General features: G+C 73.4%; 16 protein-coding genes. 7 read left to right on the forward strand and 9 right to left on the reverse strand.

The window, feature by feature from the left end; all coding sequences use genetic code 11:
* From IE237_RS33145 to IE237_RS33150, 3 genes are all read right to left on the reverse strand, one after another.
* Positions 1–1593 (reverse strand): ABC transporter substrate-binding protein, encoded by a 1593-nt coding sequence (locus tag IE237_RS33145; protein WP_189805864.1) that lies wholly within the window; start codon positions 1591–1593, stop codon positions 1–3.
* A 335-nt stretch (positions 1594–1928) separates the two neighbouring features.
* A complete protein-coding gene (locus IE237_RS41655) occupies positions 1929–2000 on the reverse strand; it encodes a putative leader peptide (protein ID WP_313896399.1) in 72 nt (23 codons plus the stop codon).
* 76 nt (positions 2001–2076) lie between these two features.
* Positions 2077–3309, reverse strand: a complete 1233-nt coding sequence (locus tag IE237_RS33150; RefSeq protein WP_189805865.1) for an ROK family transcriptional regulator — start codon at positions 3307–3309, stop codon at positions 2077–2079.
* Between the two features lie 527 nt (positions 3310–3836).
* Here IE237_RS33150 and IE237_RS33155 point away from each other — a divergent pair.
* Complete coding sequence (locus IE237_RS33155) at positions 3837–4790, forward strand: TauD/TfdA dioxygenase family protein (RefSeq protein WP_189805866.1); 954 nt, start codon at positions 3837–3839, stop codon at positions 4788–4790.
* 56 nt (positions 4791–4846) lie between these two features.
* Here the strand turns inward: IE237_RS33155 and IE237_RS33160 are convergent, their stop codons facing one another.
* A complete protein-coding gene (locus IE237_RS33160) occupies positions 4847–5218 on the reverse strand; it encodes a cupin domain-containing protein (protein ID WP_189805867.1) in 372 nt (123 codons plus the stop codon).
* Positions 5219–5601: 383 nt separating this feature from the next.
* Between IE237_RS33160 and IE237_RS33165 the strand changes: the two genes are divergently transcribed.
* The 3 genes from IE237_RS33165 (at position 5602) to IE237_RS33175 (ending at position 8008) form a co-directional block, all read left to right on the forward strand.
* Positions 5602–5961: an SPW repeat protein gene (locus tag IE237_RS33165; RefSeq protein ID WP_229843246.1), complete on the forward strand. Its 360-nt coding sequence runs from the start codon at positions 5602–5604 to the stop codon at positions 5959–5961.
* 210 nt (positions 5962–6171) lie between these two features.
* Complete coding sequence (locus IE237_RS33170) at positions 6172–6525, forward strand: DUF805 domain-containing protein (protein WP_189805869.1); 354 nt, start codon at positions 6172–6174, stop codon at positions 6523–6525.
* Between the two features lie 193 nt (positions 6526–6718).
* Positions 6719–8008, forward strand: coding sequence for an ATP-binding protein (locus tag IE237_RS33175; protein WP_189805870.1), 1290 nt, complete (start codon positions 6719–6721; stop codon positions 8006–8008).
* Here the strand turns inward: IE237_RS33175 and IE237_RS33180 are convergent.
* A complete protein-coding gene (locus tag IE237_RS33180; RefSeq protein ID WP_189805871.1) occupies positions 7986–8915 on the reverse strand; it encodes a carbohydrate kinase family protein in 930 nt (309 codons plus the stop codon). The two genes, IE237_RS33175 and IE237_RS33180, sit on opposite strands and share 23 nt — an antisense overlap.
* A 182-nt stretch (positions 8916–9097) precedes the next feature.
* Between IE237_RS33180 and IE237_RS33185 the strand changes: the two genes are divergently transcribed.
* The gene (locus IE237_RS33185; protein WP_189805974.1) at positions 9098–9649 is read left to right on the forward strand and encodes a YdeI/OmpD-associated family protein; all 552 of its coding nucleotides are present in this window, start codon (positions 9098–9100) and stop codon (positions 9647–9649) included.
* A gap of 59 nt (positions 9650–9708) precedes the next feature.
* Here IE237_RS33185 and IE237_RS33190 read toward each other — a convergent pair whose 3' ends face one another.
* Positions 9709–10224 (reverse strand): GNAT family N-acetyltransferase, encoded by a 516-nt coding sequence (locus IE237_RS33190; RefSeq protein ID WP_189805872.1) that lies wholly within the window; start codon positions 10222–10224, stop codon positions 9709–9711.
* Between the two features lie 116 nt (positions 10225–10340).
* Between IE237_RS33190 and IE237_RS33195 the strand changes: the two genes are divergently transcribed.
* A complete protein-coding gene (locus IE237_RS33195) occupies positions 10341–11009 on the forward strand; it encodes an NADPH-dependent F420 reductase (RefSeq protein WP_189805873.1) in 669 nt (222 codons plus the stop codon).
* A 112-nt stretch (positions 11010–11121) separates the two neighbouring features.
* On the opposite strand, the gene IE237_RS33200 is transcribed toward IE237_RS33195, so the two are convergent.
* Complete coding sequence (locus tag IE237_RS33200; RefSeq protein WP_189805874.1) at positions 11122–12330, reverse strand: threonine synthase; 1209 nt, start codon at positions 12328–12330, stop codon at positions 11122–11124.
* Between the two features lie 110 nt (positions 12331–12440).
* The gene (locus IE237_RS33205; RefSeq protein ID WP_440862301.1) at positions 12441–14024 is read right to left on the reverse strand and encodes a hypothetical protein; all 1584 of its coding nucleotides are present in this window, start codon (positions 14022–14024) and stop codon (positions 12441–12443) included.
* Between the two features lie 175 nt (positions 14025–14199).
* On the opposite strand from IE237_RS33205, the gene IE237_RS33210 reads away from it, so the two are divergent.
* Complete coding sequence (locus IE237_RS33210; protein WP_189805875.1) at positions 14200–15681, forward strand: PP2C family protein-serine/threonine phosphatase; 1482 nt, start codon at positions 14200–14202, stop codon at positions 15679–15681.
* Positions 15682–15855: 174 nt separating this feature from the next.
* On the opposite strand, the gene IE237_RS33215 is transcribed toward IE237_RS33210, so the two are convergent.
* Positions 15856–17346, reverse strand: coding sequence for a DNA-binding protein NsdB (locus tag IE237_RS33215; RefSeq protein ID WP_189805876.1), 1491 nt, complete (start codon positions 17344–17346; stop codon positions 15856–15858).
* Between the last annotated feature and the right edge of the window lie 11 nt (positions 17347–17357).

Here is a 17357-nt window from a genome sequence, read left to right on the forward strand (position 1 = left end):
TCAGCCCGCCAGGTAGGCGTCGTCGAGGTTGAGGTAGGCGAACTTGTTGAGGGTGACGCCGTGCAGCTTCTTGGCGGAGACCTGGACGGAGCCGCGGATGACGAGGTCGATGATGAACGCCTCGTCGAGGAGGGTGTCGGTGATCTGCTGCCGCAGCGCGTTGGCGCGGGCGCCGGTCTCGGGCGTGGTCCAGGCCTCGCGGACGACCTTGGTGTAGGCGGCGGAGCGGAACCTGGAGGTGTTCTTGGCCTCGTTGAAGGGATAGGCGCTGACGGCGAGGGTGGAGGGCTGCACCTGGGCGAATCCGTGGCTCATGGTCCACAGGCCGGGCATCTTCTGGGAGATGAGGTTCTTCTGGGCGGTGGCCGGGTCGGTGGGCTGGAGGGTGACGTGGACGCCGATCTGCTTCAGGTCGTACTGGATCGCTTCGGCGACGGCGGTGTCGCCGGGCAGGTTGATGTGGAGGAGCGGCAGGTCGAGCCGGGTGTGGCCGGCGGACTTGAGGAGTTCGCGGGCCTTGCCCGGGTCGTACGTGTAGTGGGTGCGGCCGGCCTCGGTGAAGGCGGGCGAGGACTTGGGCCAGGGAGTGGCGGAGGCCAGTCCGTATCCGCCGAGGACCTGCTTGAGGATGCGTTCGCGGTCGACGGCCCGGGCGAGGGCCTGGCGGACGGTCTTGTCGTCCAGCGGGGCGACGGTGGTGTTGACGCCGAGGTAGTAGGCGCCGCCTCCGGTGGTGTACTCGCTGATGGCCAGCTCGGGGGTTGCGGCGACGACGGCGAGGTTCTTGCCGGGGACGCCGAAGGAGAGCTGGGACTGGCCGGTGCGGAGGGAGGAGAGCAGGGCGTCGGCCTGGGGCACGACGCGGAACTCGACGGCGTCCAGGTAGGGGCGGTCGGGCTGCCAGTACTTCTCGTTGCGGGTGAAGGAGAGGCCCGCCCCGGGGCTCCACCGGGTGAGCGCGAAGGGGCCGGTGCCGATGAGCTTCTTGCCGGTGACGGCGTCCTCGACGCTGTTCCGGTCGGTGAGGATCATGAACTCGAAGAGGTCGAAGAGGTTGTTCACCGGGTGGGCGAGCTTGAGGACCAGCTCGTGGTCGCCGCGCTTCTCGAAGCCCGTGACGGCGGCCGCGGTGGCTCTCAACTGGGCTGCGCGCAGCGGGTTCTGAAGGTTCTTCACCGCGAAGATCACGTCGTCGGCGGTGAAGGGCCGGCCGTCGTGGTAGGTCACGCCGGTACGGAGCTTGAGCGTGATGCTGCGGCCGTCCTCGGCGTACTCCCAGGAGGTGGCGAGCTCCGGCTGCGGCTTCAGCCCGTCGTCGTAGCGGGTGAGGGTGTTGTAGATCAGCCGGTGCTGGAGCGACTGGCCGCTCTGGGCGAAGAGCAGGCTGGGGGTGAAGTCCGAGTTGACGGCGACGGTGAGGGTGCCGCCGCGCCTCGGCTCCGCGGCCGCCTTGCCGGCGGGCGCCTCGGCCTCGGAGACCGCCGAGCGGCAGCCCGCGAGGCCGAGCCCGAGCAGCAGGGTGCCACCGCCCGCGGCGCGCAGGGTGGTGCGCCGGGAGAGGGCGGTGGGCGTGGAGGAGTACAGCTCGGTCATCGATGCCTGCCTGTGGAAGAGGGTGGGAGGCCGCAGGGCGCACGGATTCGTTCCGCTGCGGAAGGAAGAAGGCCCGGAGGGAGGCCCGCACCGCCACAAGGGCGTGCGGAGGTACGCGGAGAGAGGTGCGTGGGTACGCCGGGACCGCGGGGGTGCACGGACGGAGCGACCTACGTCCGCAGAGGCGCAGAGGTGCGTGTCCGTACGGGCGGAGGGACCGTACGGATGGAGGGCCTACGGACGTACGGACGCCTCAGCGCGGAGACGGCGGGTGACCCGCGTGCGGCGGGGCCGGGGCGGGGAGGGTGGGGCCGGTGCGGCGACCGGCGCCGGGATCAGGCGCGGACGGCACAGACCGCGCTGGCCTGTCGACAGAGGTCGACGTGCCTGCGGGAGATGAGGCGCATGTCCGGATTCACGGGAGCAATATGACAGCGGCTTCGCGGAGCGGTCAACCGGCGTTGACCGCATTCTGAGACGACATCAGCTTCCGCTGTGGGCGGGGAGCAGCTCGCCGGCCGTCTCGAAGGGCCTTCTGAACAGGGGATTCAGGAGCACCGTGCCCGCCGCCACGGGCAGTGTGGCCGGTCCGGCATGTGGACTGACGATGCGTTCGGGGTCGTCGCAGACGTGCGAGAGGTCGATCGCGGCCCCGCGGATCTCCTCCAGATAGTCCGGTTCGAGGACGCTGGACTGCTCGGTGACGACGACCAGATCGGGGTTGAGGACGTCGAGGAGGAGCGCGACGGCGCGGCCGACCGCGCGGGCGCGTTCGCGCAGCAGCCGGTCGGCGCGCCGGTCACCGGCCGCCGCCGCGTCCACCACGAGGGAGGTGTCGGGCTCGGGCACGATGCCCCGGCGGACGGCCGTCGCGCCGAGGGCGGTGTTCGACGCCGTGGCCTCCAGGCAGCCCGAACGCCCGCACGGGCAGGGCGCCGTGGAGTCCGGTACGGGCAGGTGGGCCACGTCTCCGGCGGCCGCGCCGGGCCCCTGGTGGACGACGCCGGCGAGGCCGACGGCCGCGTCGACGACGTTGCCGACGAAGAGGTGGACCAGGCTGCGGCGGGCGGCGGGCCGCCCGAAGAGGATCTCCGACTGGGCGATGGAGCGGGCGTGGTTGTCCAGGCGCACGGTCCGTCCGCCGAGGCCGCGGGCGAGTTCGGCGGCGAGCGGCCGGCGGCGCCAGCCGAGGGCGTCGTGCCGGACCACCACGCCCTCGGCCGGGTCCACCCAGCCGCCGACCGCGGCGCCGACCCCGAGCAGGGGGCGCCCCCGCGCGTGGGTGTCGAGGAAGTCTCGGAGTTCACGGGCGATCGCGCCGGGCAGGGCGTCCGGCGCGATGCCGTCGTGGGGGTGGGCGCGGCGCGCCAGGACCTGGCCCCGGAGGTCGACGAGGGCGAAGGTCGAGCCGGGAACGCCCAGATGGACGCCGCCCGCGACGGGCCCGCCGGCGGCTCCGACGTGCAGGTCGACGGGGATCTGGGGCCGTCCCACTCCCCCACCCCCGGCGAGTTCGGGCAGATCGCGCAGGAGGCCGAGCCGGGTGAGGTCGGTGGCCTGTCGCGAGACGGCGGCGGGGCTGAGGCCGGAGAGCCGTGCGACGTCGCCGCGGGAGACCGGCCCGTGGTCCAGGACGGTCCTGAGCACGGTGGCGGCGTTGGCCTCGCGGCGGCCGTCGCCCGCCCTGCGGGAACCGTGCGGGATGGTCGTCGTCATGGTCGCCCCTCTGGTCACTGTTGCGGTGGTGTGAAATCCCGGCGCCGCCGCCGGCGGGTCCGTCGAGCACCCCTTCGCTGTCGCCCGTGCCGTCCGGGCCGGGGGGAATCTCCGCTGGTCGACGGCGGTTCGGCGGGGTGCGCGGACGTGGGCCGGCGGCGCCGGGCAGGCGCCGATTCAACCACCACGAGCGGTGGTTCGGCGTGCGGACGGCCGCTTGACGTGCGGCGGCGGCCGCTGCGAGTCTCCGGGACATGTTCGCGACCTCCTCCTGTTCCGCCGTCTGCGGCGCCTGATCCTCGCGACCCTCGCGGGTGGCCGGTCCGCCGGTGCCACCGCCCCCTCGTACACCCCCTCCCGCACGGACGCGTCGTTGCCGCGTACGCCTCTCCGGTGCGGCCCCTCCTCGTCCGACGTCCGGCTTCCGGGTTACGGCTCGTGCCGCCCTGCGGACACCCGTCACCTCATTGCTTCCGCTCCGAAATTAATTGCTCCGGGATCTCCCCGGACCTCCGAAAGGACCCGCCATGTCGACCGCGACCACCCCCGTCACCGTCCAGAAGGTCGGCGGCCGCCTCGGCGCCGTCATCTCCGGCGTCCGCCTCGGCGGCGACCTCCCCGCCGAGACCGTCGCCGAGATCCGGGCCGCGCTCCTGGCGCACAAGGTCGTCTTCTTCCGGGGCCAGGACCACCTGGACGAGGAGGCGCACGAGGCCTTCGGCCGGCTCCTCGGGACGCCCGTCGCCCATCCCACCGTGCCGTCGGCCGACGGCCGCTACTCGTTCCCGATCGACTCCGACTACGGCGGCCGGGCCAACCAGTGGCACAGCGACGTGACCTTCGTGCCGGCCTACCCCGCCTTCTCGATCCTGCGCGCGGTCGTCATCCCTCCGTACGGCGGCAACACCCTGTGGGCCAACACGGCGACGGCGTACGAGAAGCTGCCCGAGCCGCTGCGCGCCCTGGCCGACGGGCTGCGCGCGGTGCACTCCAACGACTACGACTACGCGGCCCTGCGCCCCGGCGCCCTGCCGGAGCAGCTCGTGCGCTTCCGCGAGGTCTTCGCCTCGACGAAGTTCCTCACCGAGCACCCGGTCGTGCGGGTCCACCCGGAGACCGGCGAGCGGACCCTCCTCCTGGGCAACTTCGTCCAGCGGATCAGCGGCCTGACGGGCACCGACTCCCGCGCCCTGCTCGACCTCTTCCAGGGACACATCGAGCGCCCGGAGAACACCGTGCGCTGGCAGTGGCAGGTCGGCGACGTCGCCATCTGGGACAACCGCGCCACCCAGCACTACGGCGTCGACGACTCCGACGACCACGAGCGCAAGCTGCGCCGGGTGACCATCGACGGCGACGTGCCGATCGGCGTGGACGGCCGTTCCTCGGTGCTGCTCGCGCCGGAGTCGGTGCCGGACCCGGCGTTCGGCATCGCGTCCGGCGACTCGAAGGCGTCGCCGTCGGAGCCCGCGGCGGTGTGACCCGGGGCCGCCCCGGGTGCTCGCGGCGCGCCCGGGGCGGTGGGCGGGGAGGGACGTCAGGAGGACGGCGGCAGGGCGTAGTTCGTGAAGCCGTTCCAGTCGAGGGCCACGCAGGGTTCGTCGCCGAGGACCCAGGCGTCGTGGCCGGGCTTGACCTCCATGTAGTCGCCGGCGCCGAACTCGGCCGTCTCACCGTCGTCCATGACGACGTGCATCCGGCCGCTGACCACGTACCCGACGTGCGAGGCCTGACAGCTGGGGGTGCCGGCGATGGGCCCGACGTGCTCGGACCACTTCCAGCCCGGTTCGAAGACGGCGCGGCCCACCGAGCCGCCGTCGCCGATGAGCAGGTCGAGCCTGCCCTTTTCATCCTTGAAGGGACGAGTTTCGTCCGCTGAGTCGAAGCTCTTCCGTACGATGCCGGCCATCGCGCTCTCCCGGCGGTGGGAAACGACCGATCCCCGAGTCCTCTTCCAGGCTACGCCGGGGTGGCCCGGGGCACCCGAGCGCGGCGCCGCGCATACCGATACGAAGAGTGGTCCAGCCTTGCATTGAATTTTTGTTGAACGGAAATGTCCTTTTGGTGGATCCCTGCACATCGGCCGCTTTATTTCTGTGCGCATCCCTTACCGGACAGACCTACACATAAAGGCCAGATAAGCGCACAATGAAGCAGCGGCATGATTGCCGCAGTGAGGCCAGACACGCAGGACGCCAGAAGGAGGCGAGTCACATGGCCGACGTCTCTCACCGTCACGGTGATATCGCGGGACACCCCGACGCGTCGGAAATGCGGGACCGATATGCCCGTATGCTCCAGACCAGAGGTGTCGCGGCTGTCGAGGAACTCGTGATCCTCGCAGGCGTGTGGACCGCGATCTCCGCGTGGACGGTCCACTTCGCCGCCGCCCGACCGGAACTCGCCATCACCAACCTGATCGTCGGCATCTCCCTTGCCGTGCTCGGCCTGTGCATGTCGATGGTCCCCGAGCGGTCGCAGGACCTGAACTTCATCGTCCTGCTCCTGGGCGCGTGGCTCATCGTCGCGCCGTGGGTCGTCACGCGGAACCCCGACACGGGCATGATCCTCAGCAACGTGATCACCGGTGCGTGCGTCTGCCTGTTCTCCCTCACGGCCGGCGGACTGCTGATGACCAAGCGAAGGACGTGACCTTCCGATCCCCCCGAACCACCGTTGATCCTCTCCCGGAACGGCGGCACCTCCACTCACCGGAGGTGCCGCCGTTCACGCGTCCCGCATGTGAACGGCAACCTCCCGGTAACGAATTGACCCATGTGGTTTCAGCCACCTAAGTTCTGCGTAAAGCTTGCTCCACAGGGACAGGCTCCCGCTCGCATACCCAGTCCTTGGGGGGACAAAGTGAACTGGTACCTCGACGTTCTCAAGAAGTACGCGGTGTTCAACGGCCGGGCGCGCCGCAAGGAATTCTGGATGTTCTTCCTGTTCAACTTCATCTTCCTGACCGTCCTGAGCATCGTCGACCAGGCAGTCGGCACCCAGCTGCTCAGCACGATCTACGCGCTCGGCGTCTTCCTGCCGTACCTGGGCGTCGCGATCCGCCGTCTGCACGACACCGGCCGTTCCGGCTGGTGGATCCTCATCGGCCTGGTCCCGCTCGTCGGCTTCATCATCCTGATCGTCTTCTTCGCCTCGGAGGGCGAGCAGCAGCAGAACGCGCACGGCCCGAACCCGAAGCTGGCCCCGGCCTACTGACGGTCCCCCGCCTGCTGAAGCACCCACTCGCACACGCGGCCCCCGGAGCACTGCTCCGGGGGCCGCTCCCGTTCCTGCCCAGTGCCGGTTCGGCGCGTTTCCCCGCGCCGCCTTGTGCAGGTTGGCGCACGACCGGCCCCGACACCCCCGCCTAGCCTCGCCGCAACAGCACGAACGAGGGGCGGTACCACCGGTGAACTGGCACATCCACGACTACCGCGAGAGCGATCTCGCCGCCGTCGTCCATCTGATCGACACCACCGCCGAGCTCGGGCAGGAGTCCGTCTTCTCCCTGGCCGAGTGCATCGGCGCCCTCACCACCCGTCAGCCGGCCGTGGTCGCCGTCCACCAGGGCGTCCCCATCGGCGCGGCGCTCGCCTGCGTCTCCGGCGAGCGCGCCTGGGTCATGCGCATCGCGATCTCCTCGGCGTGGCGGGGCCGCGGCCTCGCCAGCGCGCTGCTCGTGGAGCTGGAGCGGCGGCTCGTCGCCGCCCGCGTCGGACGCATCGCGTACGTCCTGCCGGAGGAGGAGCTCGTCGGCGAGGGCCTGCTGAACGCCGGGTACACGCGCCAGCCGGCCGTCGCGTACTTCGAGAAGGTCGAGCCGCTGCACGGCCCCGCCGCCGGACTCCTCGACGACCTGGGCGGCCGGCTGCTCCCGGGCGACCTGTGGGCCAAGGTCGCCGGCATGGAGCGGGAGAAGGACCTGATCGAGCGCCGGGTGGTCCTGCCCCTGGCCGAGCCCGAGCGGGCCACCCGGCACGGGGTCCGGCCACCGCGCGCGGTCTGCCTGTTCGGCCCGCCCGGCACCGGCAAGACCACGTTCGCGCGCGGCATCGCCTCCCGGCTCGGCTGGCCCTTCGTGGAGATCCTGCCCTCCCGCCTCGCCGACGAGGGGAACCTCGCCGCCGCCCTGCGGTCCGCGTTCGCGCGGATCGCCGAGCTGGAGCGGGTCCTCGTCTTCATCGACGAGGTCGAGGAGATCGCCCCGGTCCGCTCGGAGCCCGCCCAGCCGGGCGGCATGCACGGGGTGACCAACGAACTCCTGAAGCTGATACCGGGCTTCCGGGAGCGGGACGAGCGGCTGCTCGTCTGCGCGACCAACTCGATCCGCTCCCTCGACCCGGCGTTCCTGCGCCCCGGCCGCTTCGACTACCTCATCCCGATCGGTACGCCGGACAAGGCGGCGCGGGCGGCGATCTGGTCCCGCTACACCGACGGGCGGCCGGACGTCGACATCGACGAACTGGTGCTCGCGAGCGAGCTGTTCACACCCGCCGACATCGAGCACGCGGCCCGGATCGCCGCCCAGGCCTCCTTCGAGCGGGACCTGCTCGCGGTCGGCGGACGCGGCGGGGACGACCCGGCGCCCGGCGCGAGCACGGCGGACTACCTGGAGGCCATCGCCGAGTGCCGTCCGACGGTCACGCCGGAGATGATCGAGCAGTTCGCCTCGGACATCACGACACACGCCCGCACCTGACGGTGAACCGCCCCTCGGCCGCGTCCAGTTCGGACCGGTCGGGCGGCTGGGCACCGGCCCGGGAGACGGTGACGGCCGCCGCCGTGGCCGCCCTCCTCAGCAGCCGTGCCAGGTATTCGGCGCCGATCCCGGGGAGGGTCTCCCGCCCCCGCCCGGCGAGGAGGTCGAGGACGGCGGACATGAAGGAGTCGCCCGCGCCGACCGTGTCGACGACCGTGACCGCCGGCGCCTCCGCGAAGGCCGTCACCCGCCCGGTGAAGGCGAGCGAGCCGGCCGCGCCCCGGGTGACCAGGACGACGGCCGGACCGAGGGCCAGCCAGCGCGCCGCGACCGCCTGCGGCTCCTCTCCGGGGTACAGCCAGGCCAGGTCCTCGTCGCTCGCCTTCACAAGGTCGCTCAGGGCGACGCAGCGCTCGACGCGGGCGACGGCCTCGCCGTGCTCCCCCATCAGTCCTGGCCGCACGTTCGGGTCGTAGCTGACCGTGGCCCGGTCCCGGAGCCGCTCCACCTCGGCCAGGACGGTGGCCGCGCCGGGCGCGGTGACGGCGGCGATCGAGCCGATGTGCACATGGCCGGGCCGGTCGGGCCGGGGCTCCCCGGCCTCCAGGGTCCAGGCGATGTCGAAGGTGTACGCGGCCCGGCCCTGCGCGTCGAGCCCGACGACCGCCGACGGGGTGCGGTCGGGGACGCCGCCGACCTCGACCCGTACGCCCGCGCCCTTCAGGTGGTCCGCGATCAGCCGCCCGGTGGGGTCGTCGGCGAGCTGGGTGAGCAGCGTGACGTCCCGGCCGAGGCGGGCGAGGCCGTACGCGACGTTGGCGGGGCTGCCGCCCGGGTGGACCCGCTCGGTGCCGTCGGCACCGCGCACGATGTCGGCGACGCACTCGCCGATCACCAGGATGGACATGGGTCAGAGCTCCTTGGCGTAGGTGTCCCGGCGGACGATCCGCAGATCGTACGTGGCGGCGTGCCGTACGAGGGCGGAACCGTCCGGGCCGTCGGCGACGGTAGGTTCCCGGGGGACGGAGTGCTGGACACGCGGCGGCGGGGAAGAGGTGTGCGGTGGAGACGGTCGAGGGGCTCGCGGTCATGGCGTTCAGCGGCGGGGAGGAGCTGGAGGCCTGGCTGGAACAGCACCACGGGGACACCCCGGGCATCTGGCTGCTCCTTGGCCGCAAGGGCTCGGACCTCGCCTCCCCCAGCGCGGAGGAGATCCTCGACGGCACCCTCGCGTACGGCTGGATCACCGGCAAGCGCATGGCCCGCGACGAGCGGAGCTACCTCCAGAAGATCACCCCGCGCCGGCCCCGCAGCCTCTGGTCCCAGGTCAACGTGCGCCAGGTCGAGGCGCTGACCGCGGCGGGACGGATGCGGGAGCCGGGCCTCGCCGAGGTGCGGGCGGCCCGGGCGGACGGACGGTGGGAGGCCGCGTACCCCTCGCAGAAGGACGCGACCGTGCCGGACGACCTGGCGGCGGCCCTGGCGGCGGAGCCCGCGGCGGCGCGGGCCTTCGAGGCCCTCGGCAGGACCGACCGCTACCTGGTGATCCTCAGCCTCTGGCAGGCGCGCACCGCGAAGACGCGCGCGGCCCGCCTGGAGCGGGCGGTCGCGACCCTGGCGGCGGGAGACCGGCCGGCCTGACACGGGCCCTCATCGACTCCGGCGGCGGGAGGGACGGCCGGGCCTGACACGGGCCGCCGTCACCGACGCCGGCGGTACAGCACCTGGTGGGCGTCCCACTCCACGAAGGACTCGGCGTGCTCCAGGCCGACGGTCTCCAGGAGCCGACGGGACCGGTGGTTCGCCTCCTGGGTGACCGCGACCACGCTCGGCGCGCTCTCCAGTGCCCGCGCCACGGCCGCACCCACCGCCTCGCGCGCGTATCCCCGGCCCCAGTGCTCGGGCAGGAACTGGTACGAGACCTCCGTCTCCCCGTTCCGCCCGGCGTCCTCCACCGTGACCAGCCCGAGCAGCACGCCGTCCTCCGCGCGGACCACCGCGTGGATACCGGCGGCCCCGACGATCCGCCGCTGCCGGATCCGGACGACCGACTCGATCACGGGACCGCCGAGGTGGCGCCGTACCTCCGGGTCGGTCCACAGCCGCGTCACCGCCGGCACGTCACCGCTCCGGACGGGCCTCAGGACGAGCCGCTCGGTGACGAGCGGGCCGGCGGGGAGTACCGGGGTCGGGGCGGCGTGCGGGGAGACGGTCACACCCCCATCGTCTCAGAAGCGGGGCAGTCGTCGTCGGGTCCTAGGCCCATGGGCCGACGAGGGTTGGGCTCCGCGGCCGACGCGGGCCCGGCTGCCGCCCGGCCAGGATGATCCGCATGCGGATCGGAATTCTCGGAACAGGACATGTAGGACAGGCACTCGCGTCGGCGTGGGCGCGAGCCGGCCACGACGTGGTCATCGGGTCGCGGCGGCCCGGGGACCCGGAGCTGCTCGGGAAGCTGGAGGGGCTTCTCGCGGCGGGTGCACGGATCGAGGACTCGGCGGCGGCCGCCGCACACGCCGAGGTGCTGGTGAACGCCACCCCGGGCACGGCATCGGTGGCCCTGCTCCGCACGATCGGGGCCCCCGCGCTCGCCGGGAAGGTCCTGCTCGACGTCGCCGTCGGCTTCCTCGCGGACGGGACGCTCTCCCACCCGGTCGTCAGTCTCGGCGAGGAGATCCAGCAGGCGTTCCCGGAGACCCGCGTCGTGAAGACCTTCTCCACGATCGACCGGGGCGTGATGGTCGCGCCGGACTCCCTGGAGGGCCCGAGCACCGTGTTCCTCTCCGGCGAGGACGCGCAGTCCAAGCAGGTGGTGCACGGTCTGCTCGCCGACCTGGGCTGGCCCGACGACTCGGTCCTCGACCTCGGCGGCATCGCCACGGCCCGGGGCCAGGAGCACTTCGCCGACCTCTTCGTCGCCGTCGCCCGGGCGACGGGCACGTACGAGTTCGGCATCCGCGTCGTGCTCCCGGCGGCGGGCCAGGGCGTGACCGGCGGCTGAGCCGCGGCCGTCGGCCTCCGCCTGCGCCTCGGAGCGGGTCCTGTCCCGACGCCCGAGGTGCCGGCCGGGCGCCGGGTCCGGTCACCTCAGGGGCGTTCGGACTCGCGGGCCGTCAGGGGCGTTCGGACTCGCGGGCCGTCAGGGTCGCCTTGATCGGCTCCCAGTCCGGGGCCGTCGGCGCGAAGCTCTCCTTCGCCGTGGCGATGTCCTTGTAGCCGCTGGAGGTGACCACGCACACCACCGGACCGTCGCTCTCGCGTGGCCCGCGGGCACGGAGCCCGGCGAGCCCGGCGGCGGACGAGGTCTCGCACCAGATGCCCTGTGCGGCCAACTCCTGCCGTGCCGCCATCATCTGATTGTCCGTCACCGCGTGGGCGGCTCCCCCGGTCGTACGGACGGCGAGGACGCCGCGGTAGCTGTTGATCTCGCAGTCGATGGCGTACGCCGCCGTCGGCCCGACGGCGACCCGGGCCACCGGCTTGCCCGTGCGGAGGGCCTCGGTGAGGGCGCCGGCCGCGGCGGGCTCGGCCGCGTACACACGGGGGACGGACCCGGTGACGCCGAGCCGTGCGAGCTCCTGGAAGCCCTTGGCCACGCCGAAGAGCAACTCGCCGTATCCCGTGGGCAGATGGACCTCCGCCGGCGCCTGCCCGAGGCCGAGCGCGATCTCGTACGCCAGGGTCTTGTAGCCCTCGGGCCCGAAGGGGTGCCCGGTGTGGGCGGTGTCCGTCACGCTGCTGACGCTCTGGAAGCCGAGCTCGTCGACGATGCGGCGCATCAGGGGTCGTACCGACTCGTACGGGACGGTCAGCACCGTCGCCCCGTAGGCCCGGAGGTGGGAGGCGACGGCGGGCGGGGCGAACGGGGAGGTGAAGACGGCGCACGGCAGCCCGGCACGGGCCGCGTAGGCGGCGGCCGCCGCGCCGTGGTTGCCGGACGAGGAGACGACGATGCCCCGCGCCCCCGAGGCGACGGCCGCGCTGACGGCCACCCGGTTCAACCGGTCCTTGTGGCTCCAGGTGGGGTTGCGTGACTCGTCCTTGATCCAGACTCCGTCGGCGAGTTCGACCAGGGGCGTGTTGCCCTCGCCGAGGCCGGGCGCCGCGAGGGGCGGCAGCAACGGGGCCCACCGTTCGAGGCCGTGGGCGGCCGGGCGGTCGAACAGGTCGGCGGGGACCCGCTCGTAGGCGTAGTCGATGTCGAGGGGGTACGCGACGTCCTCGGTGGAGGTGACGGGGCAACCCCGGGTGAGCGGCGGCCACAGCGGGTGCCGCACGGACGGATCGGCGAGCGAGCGCTGGGCGGTGGCGAGCGAGGTCACGTGTCGGGCCTTTCGGTGACGGGGGTCTCGGGGCGGTCGGTCCACCGGACGGTCGTACGGTCGCGGACGGCGGGCGGCCGTCGGCCGCCGCTCGCGCCTTCGCGGGTCCTTCAGCCCATGCGGCGGGTGAGCGCGGCCAGTGCGCCGGGCCGGCGTCCCGGGACCCGCCGCCGCAGCGCGATCAGGACGGGGCCGAGGGTGCGGGCGCGGCCGGTGTCGCCGATCTGCTCCCACTGGTGGTGGGCCCGGTCGACGGCCCCTTCGACGTCGGGGTCGTCCGGGCGCTGGCCCAGCCCGAGCCGGGCCTCGGCGGCGGCGAGCCAGAGTTCGCAGCTGCGGGCCGGCTCGCCGGCGAGGCGGGCGAGGTCCGCCCGTACCTCCGTCCAGTGCACGGCCTCGGCCGAGCGGTGTCCGTGGCGGCGCAGGGCCTCGTGCTCCCAGGCCGCCGCCACCGCCGCCGCTTCCCCGTGCCGTCCGGCCCTGGCGGCGGCGAGGATCGTGGGGTGCGGGTCCTCGGCGGCCACCGGCCCGGACGTACCGGCGGGGGCGGGTGCCGGAGGGGTCGCGGGGACGAACGCGGGAGGCATCGGGGGCAAGGGCGCGGGAGGGGCCACGGTCACGGGTCCCGAGGCCGGCCCCGCTCCCGGAGCGGGCGTGGATCCCGGCGCGGGCACGGCCCCGGCCTTCGGCGCGGGCGCGGTGGTGGGCGTGGCCCCCGCAGCCGACGCGGGCGTCACGGCGGGCACAGGTGTGGGACGAGGCGCGGGCACCGGCGTCGGCGACGGAACCGGCGGGGGCACCGGCGTCGCAGTGGGCACGGGTCCCGAGGCGTGCGTCGGCGCGGTGGCCGGTGAGGGTACGGGCACGGGTGCGAGGAAGAGCGGTTGCGGCGCGGGTGCCACCGTCATCGCCCGTGCGGCGGCCTCCGCGTGCGCCGCCGCCGGGGCCAACCGGGCTCCGGAGCGCAGGAGTTCGGCCCACGCGCGCAGGTACTCCGGGGTCGTCGGCTCGCCCCTGCGCGGGGCGGGCACCACGCGCCCGTGGAGGAGGGGGCCGGGACCCAGGTGCAGCAGTCCCGGCGCGGCGGTGAGGCGCTGCCAGACGTCCGGGTCGGCCGCGAGGTCCACGACGACGGTCGTGGTGCCGGGCTGCCGTACGGCGAGTTCACCGGCGAGCCAGTGCCAGGGCAGCGCCGTGTAGCGGAGCGTCGCCGGCGTGGTGCGGGCGAGCGCGAGGTGTGGCAGCTGCTGGCGGCGGTCGAGGTGGAGCTGGCCCGCGAGGCAGACGACCAGGGGGCCGGGGCTCGCGGCGGCCGCGCGGAGGCGGGTGAGGACGGTCTGCGGGTCGAGCGGATCGGCGAGTTCGACGAGCGTGGCGGCCGGGGTGCCGGTGAGGACGCCGGGCGGCACGGCGGCGAGCGCCGGGAGCACGGAGGCGGCGTCCATCGCGCGGCCCCGGCCGGCGGGCGCCGCCGCGAGCAGGACCGCGGTGCCCACCGCGCTCATGGGCGCCCTGTCCGCGCCGGCGGGCACGGCCGCCGCACCCGCACCCGCACCCGTCGCCGGAACACCGGGAGCACGGACCTCCGGTGCCACCGCGCCCCCACCCGTACGCACGTCCGACTCGCCCGCGACCACCCCGCCCGTGACCGTCGCACCCGCGCCCACCGTGCCGTTTCCGTCGTCGTTCACCACCCCAGCACCGTAACGGGTCGCGCCCTGTCCGATAATCGCCGGGCCTTTGGCATATGCCATAAGCACCACCGGATCGAGTGTTGCCAAATCCCTTACGGGCCGTCCCGGGCTGTGCAACAGTCGTCTTCGGCCTCCTTCCACAGCTGGCCGCGCCGCGCCTGTATCGGAGTACGACATGCCGTCCCCTCTGTTCGCGGACCGTCCCGCCCAGCCGCCGGAGCCGGGCGCGGTGGACGCGCTGATCACACAGACCCGCCGCCTGCGCGGCGAGGTGGACGCCGTACGCCGGGACGCCGCGGCCGACGAGGACGACCCCCAGCAGCGGTGGCAGCGCGCCCTGTGCGACCTCGCAGTGCATCAACTCGACGACCTGGGCGCCCACTTGGGCCAGCTCCGCGCCGGCGTCCCGGCCGGCGCGACCGTCGAGGACGAGGCCGAGGAGCTCGACGTCGCCGTCGACACCTCCCTCCCGACCGCCCCCGGCACGGCGTACGGCGTGGCCGCCCCGCCCCGGACCGGCTCCCTGCTGTCCCGGGTCGGCAGCGCCGAGTGGAACCTGCTCACCGACGAGGTCAGCTGGTCCGAGGAACTGTTCCAGATCTTCGGACGACCCCGCGAGAGCGGCCCGATGTCGCTCGACGAGATGCCCACGATGGTCTTCGCCGAGGACCAGCCCGTCCTTCAGGGGCTGGTGACGGACTGTCTGATCGACGGGAAGCCGATCGACGGCGAGTTCCGGATCGTCCGGACGGACGGCCGGGTGCGGACCGTGCACATGACCGGCGAACCCGTGCTCGACACCGACGGCTGCACGGCCTCCATGTGGGCCGTCCTCCGGGACGTCAGCGAGCTGCGGCGCAGCGAGCGGGCGGTCCGCGAGAGCCGGGACAGCCTGGAGCGCAGCCGTCACATCGAGATCACCGAGCGGCGGGTGGCCGTCGAGCTGCAGGAGGCGGTGCTCCCGCCGTGGCGCGGTTCGCTCCGCTTCGCCCACGACGGGCCCGCCCCGCTCGACGTCGCCGCGCACTACCTCCCCGCCGCCAGCACAGGCCTGATCGGCGGCGACTGGTACGACGCGCTCGCGCTGCCCGACGGGGACGCCCTGCTGACCGTCGGCGACCTCACGGGCCACGGGGTCGCCGCGACCTCCTCCATGGCCATGCTGCTCGGAGCGCTGCGCGGCATGGCCGTCGCCGGAATCCGCCCCGCGGCACTGATGGGGCACCTCAACCAGCTCCTGGAGACCTCCGTACAGCCCGCGCTCGGCAGCGCGATGTGCTGCCGGTACGACCCGGTGGCCCAGACCCTGGCCTGGGCACAGGCCGGCCACCCCGCCCCGCTGCTGTTCCGCGACGGGACGGGGCACGCGCTGCGGCGGCCCGAGGGTGTCCTGCTCGGGGCCACGGCCGGCGCCGTGTACGGCGAGGCCGAGACCCGGCTGGTCCCGGGGGACCTGCTGGTCCTGCACACCGACGGGCTGACCCGGGGGAGTGCCGCGGACGACGACGACACGGGTGCCCGACGCCTGCTCGCTCTCGGCCCCCGGCTCGCGGAGGCGCGGGACGCGCAGGACGGCGTGCGCGCGGTGGTGGAGGAGTTCGGCGAGGAGTCGCGCGAGGACGACGCCTGCGTGATGGTGGTCCGGGTCACCCGCTGAACGGGCCTCGTGTCACCTGCCGGCACGAGCCCGGGTCATCCGCTGGACAGGCCTCGTGTCGCACGCTGATACGAACCCGTATCACCCGCTGCACACGCCCCGTGCCCACGTTGGAAGACACGCGGCCATACGACGACCTCCTGAGCCTCCCCGCGTCCCGCAGGACGGGGAGGCTCAGGCCTGTCCGGTCCTGGGGCGGTTGACGGGGGACCTGGGCAGGGCCAGCTCGATCTCCTCGCGCAGGTTCTCGATCCTCGAGTAGCCCGCGTACTGCCCAGTGAGCCGGTACATCTCCCGCAGCCGGTCCCAGGTCCGGTGGGACGAGGTGTCCCCCATGGACATCAGGGCGAGCCGGGCGTACCGGTCGGCCTGTTCCGGATCGTCCGCGATGAAGCAGGCCGAGGCGAGCGAGATGTGGTCGAAGAGCTTCGACCGGTCGTGCCCGCCGCGCCGCAGTTCCAGGGCCAGCTTGGCGTGGCGCTGCGCGGGGACCGCCGCCGCCGGGTCGTGCTCGGCGAGGGTGCGGTAGGCGAGGGCCTGCATGCCGTGCATGTCGGCCTCGTCGAAGTTCTGCATCCAGCTCGGCTTCTCGTCCTGCCGGTCGGACACGAACAGTTCCTCGGCCTCGCCGAGGGTCCGCCGCATCGCCTGCCCCCGGCCCATCGACGCCTGCGCCCAGGCCTCGATGGTGTGGAACATGGCCTGGGTACGGGGCAGCACCCGCTCGCCCGATCCCTCCTTGGCGAGCTTCATGAGGTCGAGGGCGTCGTCGGGGCGGCCCAGGTGCACCATCTGGCGGGCGGCCCGGGAGAGCGCCTCGCCGGCCCTGGGCCGGTCACCGCCCTCGCGCGCCGCGTGGGCGGCGATGACGAAGTACTTCTGCGCCGTCGGTTCGAGACCGACGTCGTGGGACATCCAGCCCGCGAGGACCGCCAGGTTGGCGGCCACGCCCCACAGGCGTCGCTGGAGGTGGTCGGCGTGCCGGTAGGCGAGCATGCCGCCCACCTCGTTGAGCTGGCCCACGACCGCCTTGCGCTGGAGACCGCCGCCCCGGGAGGCGTCCCAGGCGCGGAACACCTCCACCGAGTGCTCCAGGGCCTCGATCTCCTCCGACCCGATGGGGGCGGCCTCGTAGCGGTCGAACCCAGCGGGGTCGGCGTGGAGGGGATCGGTGGCCTGCGGAGGGACGCCCTTGCGTGCGGGGTCGGTCTGCAGCCAGTCGTGCATGGCGTTGCTGAGTACGGAGCCGGCGGCAAGCGCGGCACCCGCGCCCACCAGGCCGCGTCGGTTGAGCATGAGGTCCATTCCCGTGAATTCGGTGAGGACCGCCGCCGTACGATCGGGTGCCCAGGGCAGCCCGTCAGGGTTCTCCGTCTTCCTGACGTCCTGCTTCTTTCCGGCGCGCCCGTGTCGTACGAACCCGAGGTCCTCGATGGTCACGACACGGCCGAGTCGCTCGGTGAACAGTGCTGCCAGCACCCGGGGGACGGGATCGCGCGGGGTCTCGCCCCGGTCGATCCACCGCCGCACCCGCGAGGTGTCCGTCGCCAGCTGGGGGTGGCCCATGGCCGCCGCCTGCCGGTTGACGAGTCTCGCGAGTTCGCCCTTGGACCAGCCGGCCAGGCCGAACAGGTCTGCCAGGCGGGTGTTGGTTTGTCCGGTCACGTCTAAGCCCC

Origin of the sequence: Streptomyces tanashiensis, assembly GCF_014648895.1 — a bacterium.
GTDB lineage: Bacteria > Actinomycetota > Actinomycetes > Streptomycetales > Streptomycetaceae > Streptomyces > Streptomyces tanashiensis.

What these genes read in the sequence shown, in the direction of transcription:
- IE237_RS33195 (WP_189805873.1), top strand. Translation starts at nt 10,341, where the DNA reads ATGCGGATCGGAATTCTCGGAACAGGACATGTAGGACAGGCACTCGCG.
- IE237_RS33180 (WP_189805871.1), bottom strand. Translation starts at nt 8,915, where the DNA reads ATGTCCATCCTGGTGATCGGCGAGTGCGTCGCCGACATCGTGCGCGGT.
- IE237_RS33185 (WP_189805974.1), top strand. Translation starts at nt 9,098, where the DNA reads ATGGCGTTCAGCGGCGGGGAGGAGCTGGAGGCCTGGCTGGAACAGCAC.
- IE237_RS33150 (WP_189805865.1), bottom strand. Translation starts at nt 3,309, where the DNA reads ATGACGACGACCATCCCGCACGGTTCCCGCAGGGCGGGCGACGGCCGC.
- IE237_RS33160 (WP_189805867.1), bottom strand. Translation starts at nt 5,218, where the DNA reads ATGGCCGGCATCGTACGGAAGAGCTTCGACTCAGCGGACGAAACTCGT.
- IE237_RS33155 (WP_189805866.1), top strand. Translation starts at nt 3,837, where the DNA reads ATGTCGACCGCGACCACCCCCGTCACCGTCCAGAAGGTCGGCGGCCGC.
- IE237_RS33145 (WP_189805864.1), bottom strand. Translation starts at nt 1,593, where the DNA reads ATGACCGAGCTGTACTCCTCCACGCCCACCGCCCTCTCCCGGCGCACC.
- IE237_RS33210 (WP_189805875.1), top strand. Translation starts at nt 14,200, where the DNA reads ATGCCGTCCCCTCTGTTCGCGGACCGTCCCGCCCAGCCGCCGGAGCCG.
- IE237_RS33165 (WP_229843246.1), top strand. Translation starts at nt 5,602, where the DNA reads ATGCTCCAGACCAGAGGTGTCGCGGCTGTCGAGGAACTCGTGATCCTC.